Below are 12,596 nucleotides of genomic sequence, written 5' to 3'. Positions count from 1 at the left end.
GCCCGCGCGCAAGCGAGGCATAGCGAAAGGTCCGTGGCTCCTCGCGCGGAAACGGCGAGACGATGGTGGCCGACAGCGCCTTTTCAGGGTTTTCGAGCTCGGCCTGCGCTCGCGCCAGCGCGCCGGCGATCTGACCGACGGTCTCACTTGACTTCTGCATTGGTTACCTCCGGTCGATATGGATGTTCTCTGGGCGCTACGTGAAGGCAGTGCGGGCCTACCCGACGGCAATCAGGTCAAAACTGATCGCGCCGGACCGGGAGCGCTTGGCCCGCAATCCGTGACCGGTGGCTTCTTTGGCATCCTCCGGCACCAACGCTCTGAGCTCCGACTTGGCCCTGTCATGTTCAACTGCAGCTTCTCGCGTGCGCTGGTAGATCTCGGCGAGAACCGCCCAGGAATTGGATGTGTTCATATCGACGACGCGAACCGCTTCAAGCCGAGGCTTGGGTGGCTCGATCCCAAACAGATGCGGTTGTTCTCCATTCTCGACGCAGCGCCGAAACTTCTTCTCGGCTGTGAGCAGGAGGTGCTGATACAGGGGATCGGCGGGAATGGTCATTTCCACCCATTTGCCGCCACCGGTGATGATGGACAGCACAGCCGTTCTCGATGCGGTGACCCACATGTTGTGTTGCAGCTGGGCCATATGCTTTTCGGCCGCAGCTTCCTCTGAGAATGACCACGGGAGCATGAACTTGGCCTCAAAGACGGCACCTGTTGGTTCAACTTTCCCGTCGAGGGTCGCGGCCATCCAACGATGGACCGGATGGAAGACCCTCCGCTGCACATCGGAGACCACCTGGCCGGTGGTCTTCTCGTACCATTGGCGGTTCAAGGATTCCGTGACGTTCCCGAGCTGCACCAGAAGATCCGAGGACAGATCCTCTGGCTCAATCTCGCCTCTCTTCTCCTTCCAGAGCCGGAGCAGGGAGGCCTCATCGGCGCCCATGATGATCCGGGCATCTGAGCCGCCAATGAAATTGCGGCGATCGTTAAAACGCTTGGTCGACGACACGTCTTTCATCCAAGATTCTCCCATCGATCGATTCGCTTCCATGTGGGTAGTTTTAACCCATATAGGGTAAAATATGACATGAGTCAAAAACTTTCTGGTGCTCAGATCAGGGCGGGTAGAGCCCTCGTCAGGTGGAGCGCTGCCGAACTCGCACAGGCGTCATCGCTAGGCGCGAATACAATTCGCCGTGCTGAAGTGAGTGACGGTGAAACCTCGCTAACCGCGGCGAACGACCAAGCCATACGCCGTGCTTTGGAATCGGCCGGCGTAGATTTCATCGACGAGGACGAAAACGGAGTAGGCCCCGGGGTGCGACTGCGCATGGCAAGAAGCTAAGACGCAGTGCTCAGGGCGAAACCGTGCTCGATCTACCAAAGCTGGTCAGAGGCTGGGGGCACCGCAGTCAGCGATGCGCCTGAAGCTTGCCTGCATTATGGAGGGGGAAGAGGCGTGACAACGGATCGGCAAATTCGGTCGAACCCGCAGCCTGCCACTGGGCCACGATCCCGCCCAGCAAGCGACGCGCGAGCCAAAGTTCGTTTAAGCACGGCTCTAAATCAATTCTTCCAGCATCTGCTCCGAACGAATCGAGCATTTGGCGCGCAAACTCGCGGCATGAGGGACGATGATCTTGGAAACAAGGCTGGGACTGGAGCATTACAACCGCGGCAGCTACGGGCTATCCCAGCGCTATTTCAAGGACGCGGTCGAAAAATCACCGAAGGACCTGACAGCCTGGATTGGGCTCGCGGCCAGCTATGACCGCCTGCGTCGTTTTGACCTGGCCGATCAAGCCTATGCGCAGGCGATTCAGCTGGGTGGCGAGACCGTTCAGATCCTGAATGATCAGGGTTATTCGTACATGCTGCGCGGCAATCTGAGTGCGGCGCGACGGAAGTTTGAGAAGGCTTATTCGCTCGATCCAGGCAACCCGGTCATCGCCAATAACCTCAAGCTTCTCAATGGTAGCCGTCGGTTCATCGAAAGGCCGCCGAATAATCAGCCATAGGTGAGCCGCCTCTCATTAATTGGGCCCGATCACAACATCGGCTTGACGGCTGCCGATGCGGGTAATGACGATGACGCCGTTGCGGATGGTAAATCTCGCGCCGAGTAGTTTGCGGACCTTCTCAGTGATCGGAGAAGGGAACGGGATCGTCTCTCCCGTGACGGGATCGCCGACCTTGATCGACTCAGTTGCGGAGCCCGCAACTGGGGCGGGCTTGATATAGTCGCGGATCAGCTGAATCTCTTCGCGCGATAGGACGAGAACAGCCTGGTCGGGGCGATTTTCGGCCGGCGGCTTGGGTGTCTCGGTGCCTGGCTTGTCACGGGCGTCATTGGCGCTTGCGATCTGATCGAGCCTGGCTACGCGTAGCTTGAGCGCGATGATTTCGCGTTGCAGTGTGGCGATCTCTGCTTTGAGCGCCGTGGCCTGCATCAAGACAATGGTCGCGCAAACGCAACTCACGATGACGAGAACGCTCAGCAACGCGAGCAGCCAGCGCTCGATGTTTCCCATCGACCCTCCGGTTGCCTCGGGGAGTTGATCGCGCTGGAGGTGCCTGCGCCAGATGCGGCGTCCACGCTGTATCCAATTCGCAATTGCCGTCACACGTCCGGACTCCTCCTGCCCGGAACCGAAGTGTGTGGACGACAAGGCAGGGGCCCCCTGGGGCGGGTGAATTATGGGCGCACTGTTACCTTGATCGGTGCGTGGCTGCGGCTCTCCGTCCTCGGCGACGTGATCGTCCGCCAGGGGATGAGCGGCGGCGCGCGGATGAGTGCGGGACGGATCATCATCCATCTGGTGATCAAGCCGGCCCGTATCCGTTCTCGATGGAGCCATCTATCAACTTCAGCGGTTGTTCCGCCTGGAGCACTCTGGTTCCGTTTCGCGTTCGCGAACCCGTGAGGAGACTTCATTCGCCCCGCGAAGATGAAATAAATGACATCGGATCGAAACCACTTTCCAGCAACCTCGAAGTCAGGGAAACACAATGCCGGCCTACTGTTTGCGATCCTTCTAACTCGGAGAGCCAGCAATGCGGTCTCACCAAAACTTAATCGCGCCAGTCATCATTCTGTGCTGCTCGGCTTTGAGCATCGCCACTCTTGTGATGGTCGGAGCGTGGTGACTCCTTGGCTACACATACATGCGTGAAGAATTCACATCTCTTGCTTTTTTGGCGGTTACGCTCGTGGGCGTCGCTCTGCTCGGCTCCGGTCTGCTCGCACTGGTAATCGTGGGGTAGAGCGCGACGTGCTTATGCTTCAGACCCGTCGGATTTCAGTTGCTTGAGTGCGGCACCGATATCGGTGGCCCGGGCCAAGCTTGGATAGATCGCAGCGTTCATTGTAGCGGTTCGACATTCGTCATGTCGCGAGCGCGGGTGACGGTTCCCGCACAACTTGTTACTTCGTTCGGTAGCGGCGGGCTGGCGTCTGGGACGRCACTGGCCCCGGCGGGCGCGCAAATCCAATAGCTCGCGGCGTCGGGCTCGCGCTTCAACCGCAAGAGATCTCCGCCGCGCAGCCGCATGACGAGGCCGGTCGGCAAATTGTACCGTAAAAAGGGAAGGCCCATAGCGATCGGGTTGGCGATCCCGTGCAGGAGCAAGCCAAGTTTCGTCCAGAAACGGTTTAGCGGCCGCAACAAGCCGGACCGCTCCAGGGACGACGAGAAGCAACTCCGCGGCGGCCAGAGTCCATGGCCACAGCCGCCCGTGATGCCAGCCGTTCGAGAGGCTTAAGAAAGCGAACGCCCGGACATCACCAAGCCGAAAGTTCGATCCGAACCCGGACTCGGTGTCGCGGACGAACTTTCGCGGATTGCTTGCGGCATCGTGGCTAGCCAAGCCTCCATGGACAATCCAAGCTGCCCTATCAGGTGTCTGGGACTGGGGGCGCTGTCCGTTTGCCCCCTCCCTTTCAGCATCAGGAATCTATTGATCGAAAGCAATCACAGTTCCAAAGTTGATGCATCTATTGAGTCACTTGGAGTTCATTTAGGAGATTTTCAATGAAGCCATGGTTTCGCCTCCTCGGACAGGGGGCGTTGCTCCTCATCACCTGGGGCGCGATTTTCGAGATCGGGCTGCGGCTGCAACAGTATTTTGGGCCCCTGTTCGATTTGGAGATGGCGAGTGTCAATCTGAACTGGGAGTCCAACGTCCTGAACCATAAGCCGGCTCCGGAAAGCCAGAACCTCTGCATTTACGGCGACCTGACTGGCTTCAGCTACCAGAGGCACTATGACGAGAACGGTGTCAGGGTGATCGACGACAAGGCTCTACTTGAGGGGTGTCGGAAGCCGCTTTCGGTCTTGTTTCTCGGCGATTCCTTCATGGAAGGCTATGATGACGAGAACACGCTCCCGTATCACGTTGCAAAATATATCAAGAAGGAACGCGGGGTCTGTCTGAAGACGCACAATGCTGGATATACGTCCTATTCTCCGGCGATCTTCGTGCCCCAGGCGAAGAAGCTGCTGCCTATTGTGCATCCCGACTACATCGTTGTGGACGTAGACGAGACAGATCTCTACGACGACTTCGCACGATATCGTAAGTTGATTGTTCGCAACGAGCGCGGACAGAATGTTGGCGTCAAGGCTTCACCCATCGGACATGCATGCAGCGTCGGTCTGATGGAGGCTCGTGAGCATCCACTGTATCTGATGCGGTTCGCGGCGAAAGGTTGGCTCTCCTTCGTACATATGCCGGYGGTGATCAAGAAAAACCGACCGGATGACCTCGTCCTCTTTGGCTATTCGCAGGACCACGGCGCCGATCTCGAACGGAAATATGCAGAACCGCTCTCGACTTTCCAGCAGAACCTGCAGGAGCTGGCTGACATCCTGAAGGATTACACCGAGGACGGGAGCCGGGTGCTCTTCATCTTTCATCCTCATCTCGAGCACTTGAAGCCCGACGCCGAAGGGCACGTCTGGAACGATCTCGTCAGCTCTACTGTCGAGAAGATGTGCATCGACAATGGCTTTCTTTTCTTCAATGCCACTGAGCCGTTGAAGCGACGGTTCGGGTCGCGGCCCGAGGAGTTCTATTGGCCGGGYGATATGCATTTCAGCTTTGAGGGGTTGGAAGAATATTCCAATGCAGTCGCAGCTTTCATGGCCTCGGATATGTTCAAGCGAAGGGCTAGTGCGCTTGATGACGGCGACCAATCTCAGACCCCCACAGGTCTTGGCGTACGCTCTGCGGACCAAGTGCAATGAAAAGTCCCGGCTCGAAACTCTCGGAGCGATCTGTAGCGAGCGCATGGGATCTCAGGCCTGCAAGCGCGAGCCGGCCTTCACGCAGGACGTGGTGGCAAGCGATTATGGCTGGTCGCAGCCGGCGCCGGATCTTGGCAGTGTGTGGACCACATCATTGTCTCGGGCGCGATGCATTTGCGCAGAGAACCGGTGTGATTAGTTCACGCGCCATCCTGGGCGGACTTCACCACCGCTACGGCCGGGCTTGAGTTTTCAGTACACACAGCAGTCGCCGTAATGTTTTCCTACGGGCTACCCCGCTCGACAGCTTCTGGCGCACGGTCAGATAACGGCGTCCAGGAAGAGCCTGCTTGCAATGTTTAGTATCTCGTGGTTTACTAAACAAATCGAGCCTGGCTGAATCCCTAAGAATCCGGGCAGGCGCGAGGAAACGTCCGTTTAGTCGTTCAGCCCGTGAAGGACTGTATCGCTCTGCTCGAAGCATTCGAGCGGGTTGGAGAGTCGCGCCATGTCGATGGCCGGCCCCACTGTGAGGGAAAGCGTTATGAAACAGACAGTGAATGCGCTTCTTACTACTTGCGGAGTTCTCGCATCCGCGCTCGGTGTCGGAGTGGGGACTACTCCTGCGCATGCGCAGGCCAAGACCATTACGCTGTGCTGGGCCGCGTGGGATCCAGCCAACGCCCTGGTCGAATTGTCGAAGGACTTCACCGCCAAGACCGGCGTCGGCATGAAGTTCGAGTTCGTGCCGTGGACCAACTATGCCGACCGCTTCCTGAACGAGCTCAATTCGCATGGCTCGCTGTGCGATCTCATCATCGGGGATTCGCAATGGATCGGGGGCGCCGCCGAGAACGGTCAGTACGTCAAGCTCAACGATTTCTTCAAGAAGGAAGGAATCAGCATGGACGACTACATGCCCGCGACGGTGGTTGGCTATTCCGAGTGGCCGAAGAACAGCCCGAACTATTGGGCGCTGCCCGCCATGGGTGACGCGGTGGGCTGGACCTATCGCAAGGACTGGTTTGCGCGGCCTGAGATTCAGGCGGATTTCAAGGCCAAATACGGCCGCGATCTCGCCGTGCCGAAGACGCTCGATGAACTGCGCGACATCGCAAAATTCTTCCAGGGCCGCGAGATCGACGGCAAGAAGGTCTATGGCGCTTCGATCTATACCGAGCGGGGCTCGGAAGGCATCACCATGGGCGTGTCGAACTACCTCTATGATTACGGCTTCCAATATCAGGATCCGAAGAAGCCGTATTCAATGGACGGGTTCGTCAACTCGCCAGGCGCCGTGAAGGGGCTCGAGGCCTACAAGGAGCTCTACAAGTGCTGCACGCCGCCCGGCGCATCCAACTCCTACATGTCAGAAGGCCTTGATGCGTTCAAGTCGGGGCAAGTCGCGCTGCAGATGAACTTCTTCGCCTTCTTCCCGGGCCTCTACAAGGATCCGAACGTCGGTGGGGACAAGATCGGCTTCTTCAGCAATCCCGCCGGCCCCGCGATCCAGGCAACGCAGCTCGGCGGGCAGGGCATCTCGGTCGTTTCTTATTCCAAGAACCAGGCCGAGGCGCTGCAATATATCAAATGGTTCTCCGGTGGAGATGTGCAGAAGAAGTGGTGGGCGCTGGGCGGCTATTCCTGCGCCAAGTCAGTGTTGAACGATCCGGGCTTCCCGAACAGCGCGCCGTTTGCCGGCGAGTTCTTGAAGTCGATGGGAATGGTCGTCGACTTCTGGGCCGAGCCTTCCTATGCGCAACTCCTGCAAGCCGAACAGAAGCGCGTGCATGACTACGTGGTGGCGGACAAGGGCACCGCGCAGGAAGCGCTCGATGGCCTGGTAAAGGACTGGAAGGCGATCTTCAAAGAAGAAGGCAAGAAGTTCTAGGGCAAGCGCCTGGAGCGCACGCCGAGCGCGCTCCAGGCTCTCTTCGGTAGAACCCGCAGGCGTCGCATAGACGGCAATCGCGACGCCAGGATTGACCAAGGCCATGAACGATTTAAGTACCTCGTCGCAGATCACCTACCGGGCCGTCCCGATCCGACCAGGCGTGATACGTCGTATCCGCGGCCTTTCGGACCAGGCGCTCGCATGGCTCTTCATCACACCGACGATCGTGCTGCTGCTGGCGATCAATATCTTTCCGCTGGTATGGACGATCTACCTGTCCTTTACCAACTACCGCGCCAATCGGCCGAACGCGCCGACGCTATGGCTGGGGACCGATTGGTACCAGTCGATCCTGACCGATCCGGATATCTGGGCGGCGATGCAGGTCACGGCGCATTTCGTGGTTTGGACCGTGCTGATCGAGACTGTGCTCGGATTCGGCCTTGCATTCCTGATCGACAAGAAATTCCGTGGCCATGGCCTTTGGACCACGATCATTCTATTGCCGATGATGCTCTCACCCGCGGTTGTCGGCAATTTCTGGACCTTCCTCTATCAGCCGCAGATCGGGCTGTTCAACTACGTGGTCGCCTTCTTCACGGGGCGCGGCGCTTCGTCGTTCCAGATGCTGGGAGACGTGACCCTCAGTCCGTGGGCCATCGTCATCGTCGACGCCTGGATGTGGACGCCTTACGTGATGCTGATTTGCCTGGCGGGGCTGCGGTCCATCCCGGATTACATTTATGAGGCAGCGGAGGTCGACCGCGCGTCGAATTGGCGGCAGTTCTGGTCGATCACGCTGCCGATGGCTCTGCCGTTCATCATGCTCGCGGTGCTCTTTCGCGGGATCGAGAATTTCAAGATGTTCGACATGGTCAATCTCCTGACCGGAGGAGGGCCGGGTTCGACCACGGAGGTCGCTTCGATCACACTGAAGCGCGCAGCCTTTGAGAGCTGGCGAACCGRCTATTCCTCGGCCTTCGCGATCATTCTGTTCGTGACAGTGTTTGGCCTTGCCAACATCTACGTCAAGGCGCTGAACCGGGTGAAAAGCCGATGAGCGTGTCAAACGCAGCCCACTCAGTCGTCGAGCCGTCGACCGGCACTCGCCGCTTTGCCGGCCTGCTCGTCATACTCTATGCCATCATAACGATGGTTCCGCTGATATGGATCGTGCTCACCTCGTTCAAGTCACCTGACGATGCGATCTCCTATCCGCCGAAGGTCTTCTTCAAGCCCTCCCTTGAAGGCTATTGCAACGTCTTCACAACGCGCTCGCGCCAGACCCAGGAGTTTATCCAGACGCTGGGGCCACCGCAGGGGCTTTGTGACAACATCGCGCGCAGCCGCAACATGGTTGTCGCCGGGCCGTCGAACTATGTGCCGCGCTTCATCAACTCGCTGATCATCGCCTTTGGCTCGACGGTGCTTGCCGTCGCGCTCGGTACGCTCTCGGCTTACGGCTTTTCGCGCTTCCGCGTGCCTCTCAAGGACGACCTCCTGTTCTTCATTCTTTCGACCAGAATGATGCCGCCAATCGCGGTCGCGATCCCGATCTACCTGATGTACCGGACCGTCGGGTTATCGGATACCCGTCTCGGGATGATCCTGCTCTACACCTCGGTGAACGTCTCGCTCGCCGTCTGGCTTCTCAAGGGCTTCATCGACGAAATCCCGCGCGAATACGAAGAAGCAGCAATGATCGATGGCTATACGCGCTTCCAGGCTTTCGTGAAGGTGGTTCTCCCGCAGGCAACGACCGGGATTGCCGCAACGGCAATCTTCTGCCTGATTTTTGCCTGGAACGAATACGCCTTTGCGGTCCTCCTGACCTCTGGCAACGCCCAGACCGCGCCCCCTTTCATTCCGATCATCATCGGCGAGGGCGGTCAGGATTGGCCCGCAGTAGCCGCCGGTACGACGATCTTCCTTGTGCCGATCGTCGTGTTCACGGTGCTGCTCCGCAAGCATCTTCTGCGCGGCATTACCTTTGGGGCCGTCCGCAAATGAACCTTGATGTGAACATGTCAACGCCGCACGTCAGCCTGACGAGCAGAATGTTGCGGCGCGGTCCGCTGGAAGCGGTCGCGACGACGATCATTGCCGCAGGCGTGGTCATGCTGATGCAGCCGTTTTCTCTAACGCTTTATTCCTGGTCTTTCGTGGTCACTCTCTTTGGGACGGTGATGTTCACGATCGTCTCGAAGGTCCGGGAGTAGCGCTCGATGGCACAGATCAGGGTCGAAGCGCTCAACAAATCCTTTGGAGAGTTTCACGCAGTCAAGGGCGCGAGCTTTACGGTGGATGACGGACAGTTCCTTTGTCTTCTTGGGCCTTCCGGGTGCGGCAAGACGACAACGCTGCGGATGATTGCAGGGCTGGAATTGCCGACATCCGGAACGATCAGCGTCGACGGTGAGGACGTGACGATGAACCGTGCCTCCGCGCGAGATATCGCCTTCGTCTTTCAGCTATTTGCGCTCTATCCGCATATGAATGTCCGGCGCAATATCGGCTTTCCGCTCAAATGCGAGGGGATTGGAGCTGCGGAGTGCGACCGGCGCGTGGTGGAGGCCGCTCGGATCCTGCGTATCTCCCATCTCCTTGATCGGTCGGTTTCGACCCTCACCGGCGGCGACCGTCAGCGCGTCGCGCTTGGGCGGGCGATCGTCCGCAAGCCGAAGTGCTTCCTGATGGACGAGCCGCTCGGAGCGCTCGATACCGAAATGCGCGAGGCGATGATCCAGGAATTGCGCGCGCTGCATGACCGGCTTGGCGCGACGACCGTTTACGTCACGCATGATCAACTGGAAGCCATGGCAATGGCGGACCTGATTGCGGTGATGAACAACGGCGTGGTCGAGCAGATTGCGAGTCCGCGCGACATTTATGACCGGCCTGTTTCGCTCTTCGTCGCCGACTTCATCGGTTCTCCGGCGATGAATTTCCTGCCGTTTCGCGGCAGCCTGCAAGCCGGGGCGCAGGCGATCCGGCTCGGGGATCGCGAAGTTGCGATACCCACCGCACGCGAGGCGTTGGTGGAGAGCGACCTTGTCCTGGGCGTCAGACCCGAGCATGTCCGTTTCTCCGATAGCGGCGTGGTGCGAGGCGAGATCTATGGGTCGGAATATCTCGGCACGACGCAGATCGTGACGGTGACGACGTCTTACGGCGCTCTCAAGGCACGCTCGCCCGCCAGCATGCCCTTTCAGATTGGGGTGAATGTCGGGCTCGATTTTCGGCCCGATACGTTGTCGCTCTTCGACCAGGGGTCGGGACGGGCAATACGCACCGCATTGTACGAGGGAGGCGAGCATGGCTGAAGTCGAGATCGGGGCGGTCTCCAAGGCGTTTGGCAAGACGCAAGCCGTCGTCGATCTGTCTCTCACCATTGGAGACGGCGAATTTGTTGCGTTGCTGGGGCCGACCGGCGCCGGCAAGACGACCACTCTGCGTCTCGTCGCCGGATTAGAGGTGCCCGACAGCGGTTCGGTCCGCATCGACGGACGCGATGTGACCAGTGATGCGCCGGCGGATCGCGACGTCGCCTTCGTATTCCAGCAATATTCGTTGTACCCGCATCTGACCGTGTTCGAGAACATGGCCTTTGCGCTACGCGCGCCGACTCGCCGGCTGCCGGAGGCCGAAATTCGCGCAAAGGTCGAACAGGTTGCGCGTCTTCTCCATATCGAAGCCAAGCTCCACAGCAAGGCGACCCAGTTGTCGGGCGGGCAGATGCAGCGCGTTGCGATTGGCCGCGCTCTGGTGCGCTCGCCCTCGATCTATCTGATGGACGAGCCGCTTTCTTCGCTCGATGCCAAGCTGCGCGGTGAAATGCGGCTGGAGCTTAAGCGCATCCAGATCGATCTCGGCGCGACGATCCTCTACGTCACCCACGATCAAACCGAGGCTATGACCATGGCGTCGCGCATCGGCGTGATGGAGGCCGGGCGATTGATGCAGATCGGAACGCCGCGCGAGATTTACGAGAACCCGGTCAACACCTATGTCGCTGCCCGGCTCGGCCAGYCGATGATCAACCTGCTGCCGGCCGGTCTGTTTGCGGGGGCTCCGTCGAGCGCCAAGACCATCGGGGCGCGTACCGAGCACCTGGCTATCACGCGCAATGGCGGAGACGTGTCGGCAACCGTTACGCGGGTCGAGCATCTCGGCGACCAGAGTCATTTGCACCTGAATCTCGGTGGCCAACCCGTTGTGACGTTGGCGGAGTCTGAGACCACGTTAGATGTCGGCGACGTGGTGTCACTACGCCTCAACAAGCCGCTGTTCTTCGACGCGGCCGGCAGGAGGGTCGCAGCATGAGTCTCGATCGGGCCTCCAGGGAAGAGTTGGTGCGTGCGCTTGCGGAAGCGGTGATCCAGCACGCCGACGAGCTGACCGGCCTCGATCAGGCGATCGGTGATGGCGATCATGGGTTGAACATGAAGCGCGGCTTCGAAGCCGTGCTCGCGACATTGCCTGGCCTTGCGGACAAAGCACTGCCGGAAATGCTGAAGTCGATCGGAATGACGCTGGTCATGAAGGTCGGCGGGGCCTCTGGGCCACTGGTCGGGACCTTCTTCATGGAGCTGGGCAAGGCGCTTCCGGAGCAGCCGACACGTGCAGAATTTGTCGCGGCCGCGGATATGGCGATTAACGCCGTGAAGGCACGCGGACGCTCAGAAGCAGGACAGAAGACCCTGCTCGACGTGCTGGTGCCGGTGCAAGCGGTATTGGCCGCGGGTGGCGATGCGCGGGCGATTGCGATGGAGGCAGCGCAGGCGGCTGATCGCACGACGCCGATGCTCGCCATTCGCGGCAGGGCTTCTTTTCTCGGCGAACGTTCGATTGGTCACATGGACCCCGGTTCGCGCTCGGTGTCCCTGTTGATCGGCGCTGCAGCCAAAGTATTGGAGTTCGAGGCAAGGTTATGAACAGTCAAGATCGCGGTAATGTCGGAATCGTCATCGTTTCACATTCGCCCAAGATTGCGGAAGGCGCGGCAGATATGGTGCGTCAGATGGTGGGCAATGCGGTGCCGCTCGCCTGGACCGGCGGCGATGTCGATGGAGGGCTCGGCACGAATGTTGCTGGAATCCTGGAGGCGATCGAGGCGGCGTGGTCCCCATCAGGTGTGGCTGTGCTCGTTGATCTCGGTGGAGCGGAGACAAATTCCGAGATGGCGGTAGAAATGTTAGCCGAAGATCGGAGGGCGCGCGTCGTCGTCTGCAATGCTCCGGTGGTCGAAGGAGCGGTGATTGCAGCGACGGAATCCTCGGGGGGCTCATCGCTCGCAGCCGTCAAGCGTAGCGCGGAGGAATTCTATGCATGATGCCCACGCCAGCCGGGCAGGTGAGACGTCGGTGCCGCTGACCGCCTCGGCGGTTCTCGTCAACAAGGTCGGTCTTCATGCGCGGCCGTCGGTCAAGCTCACGCAGTGTGCGAAG

The 12,596-nt window shown here is 59.5% G+C and carries 13 protein-coding genes and 1 pseudogene; 10 read left to right on the top strand and 4 right to left on the bottom strand.

The features are described from left to right. From AC1D00_RS12890 to AC1D00_RS12880, 3 genes and pseudogenes are all read right to left on the bottom strand, one after another. Positions 1-160, bottom strand: a pseudogene (locus AC1D00_RS12890) (ERF family protein); the annotation flags it as partial. Positions 161-217: 57 nt separating this feature from the next. Next, positions 218-1,027 (bottom strand): YqaJ viral recombinase family nuclease, encoded by an 810-nt coding sequence (locus AC1D00_RS12885; RefSeq protein WP_404554847.1) that lies wholly within the window; start codon positions 1,025-1,027, stop codon positions 218-220. 394 nt (positions 1,028-1,421) lie between these two features. Beyond that, positions 1,422-1,613: a hypothetical protein gene (locus AC1D00_RS12880; RefSeq protein ID WP_404554848.1), complete on the bottom strand. Its 192-nt coding sequence runs from the start codon at positions 1,611-1,613 to the stop codon at positions 1,422-1,424. Positions 1,614-1,649: 36 nt separating this feature from the next. On the opposite strand from AC1D00_RS12880, the gene AC1D00_RS12875 reads away from it, so the two are divergent. Continuing rightward, positions 1,650-2,027, top strand: coding sequence for a tetratricopeptide repeat protein (locus AC1D00_RS12875; RefSeq protein WP_477010931.1), 378 nt, complete (start codon positions 1,650-1,652; stop codon positions 2,025-2,027). A 15-nt stretch (positions 2,028-2,042) separates the two neighbouring features. On the opposite strand, the gene AC1D00_RS12870 is transcribed toward AC1D00_RS12875, so the two are convergent. Beyond that, positions 2,043-2,540 carry a hypothetical protein gene (locus tag AC1D00_RS12870; protein ID WP_235885444.1) on the bottom strand — a complete coding sequence of 166 codons (498 nt, stop codon included), beginning with the start codon at positions 2,538-2,540 and terminating at the stop codon, positions 2,043-2,045. A 1,500-nt stretch (positions 2,541-4,040) separates the two neighbouring features. Here AC1D00_RS12870 and AC1D00_RS12865 point away from each other — a divergent pair. From AC1D00_RS12865 to dhaM, 9 genes are all read left to right on the top strand, one after another. Continuing rightward, positions 4,041-5,255 (top strand): hypothetical protein, encoded by a 1,215-nt coding sequence (locus tag AC1D00_RS12865; RefSeq protein WP_477010930.1) that lies wholly within the window; start codon positions 4,041-4,043, stop codon positions 5,253-5,255. Positions 5,256-5,799: 544 nt separating this feature from the next. Next, positions 5,800-7,146 carry an ABC transporter substrate-binding protein gene (locus tag AC1D00_RS12860; RefSeq protein ID WP_477010929.1) on the top strand — a complete coding sequence of 449 codons (1,347 nt, stop codon included), beginning with the start codon at positions 5,800-5,802 and terminating at the stop codon, positions 7,144-7,146. Positions 7,147-7,249: 103 nt separating this feature from the next. Continuing rightward, positions 7,250-8,209 carry a carbohydrate ABC transporter permease gene (locus AC1D00_RS12855; RefSeq protein ID WP_477010928.1) on the top strand — a complete coding sequence of 320 codons (960 nt, stop codon included), beginning with the start codon at positions 7,250-7,252 and terminating at the stop codon, positions 8,207-8,209. Continuing rightward, on the top strand, positions 8,206-9,159 hold the full coding sequence (locus AC1D00_RS12850; RefSeq protein WP_028160811.1) for a carbohydrate ABC transporter permease: 954 nt from the start codon (positions 8,206-8,208) through the stop codon (positions 9,157-9,159). Before AC1D00_RS12855 ends, AC1D00_RS12850 begins: the two co-directional genes overlap by 4 nt. Next, a complete protein-coding gene (locus AC1D00_RS12845) occupies positions 9,156-9,368 on the top strand; it encodes a hypothetical protein (protein WP_404554857.1) in 213 nt (70 codons plus the stop codon). The genes AC1D00_RS12850 and AC1D00_RS12845 overlap by 4 nt, the downstream gene beginning before the upstream one ends. Before the next feature lie 6 nt (positions 9,369-9,374). Next, positions 9,375-10,472: an ABC transporter ATP-binding protein gene (locus tag AC1D00_RS12840; RefSeq protein WP_135172884.1), complete on the top strand. Its 1,098-nt coding sequence runs from the start codon at positions 9,375-9,377 to the stop codon at positions 10,470-10,472. Beyond that, positions 10,465-11,472, top strand: a complete 1,008-nt coding sequence (locus tag AC1D00_RS12835; RefSeq protein ID WP_477010927.1) for an ABC transporter ATP-binding protein — start codon at positions 10,465-10,467, stop codon at positions 11,470-11,472. The genes AC1D00_RS12840 and AC1D00_RS12835 overlap by 8 nt, the downstream gene beginning before the upstream one ends. Further along, the gene (gene dhaL, locus AC1D00_RS12830; protein WP_135172886.1) at positions 11,469-12,083 is read left to right on the top strand and encodes a dihydroxyacetone kinase subunit DhaL; all 615 of its coding nucleotides are present in this window, start codon (positions 11,469-11,471) and stop codon (positions 12,081-12,083) included. Before AC1D00_RS12835 ends, dhaL begins: the two co-directional genes overlap by 4 nt. After that, positions 12,080-12,481 (top strand): dihydroxyacetone kinase phosphoryl donor subunit DhaM, encoded by a 402-nt coding sequence (dhaM, locus tag AC1D00_RS12825; RefSeq protein WP_027548767.1) that lies wholly within the window; start codon positions 12,080-12,082, stop codon positions 12,479-12,481. Before dhaL ends, dhaM begins: the two co-directional genes overlap by 4 nt. The last annotated feature ends 115 nt before the right edge of the window (positions 12,482-12,596 follow it).

It is taken from the genome of Bradyrhizobium sp. P2_E8 (assembly GCF_056403875.1).
The sequence above is the reverse complement of the archived record's forward strand: the minus strand, read 5'-3'. Positions and strand labels throughout refer to the sequence as shown.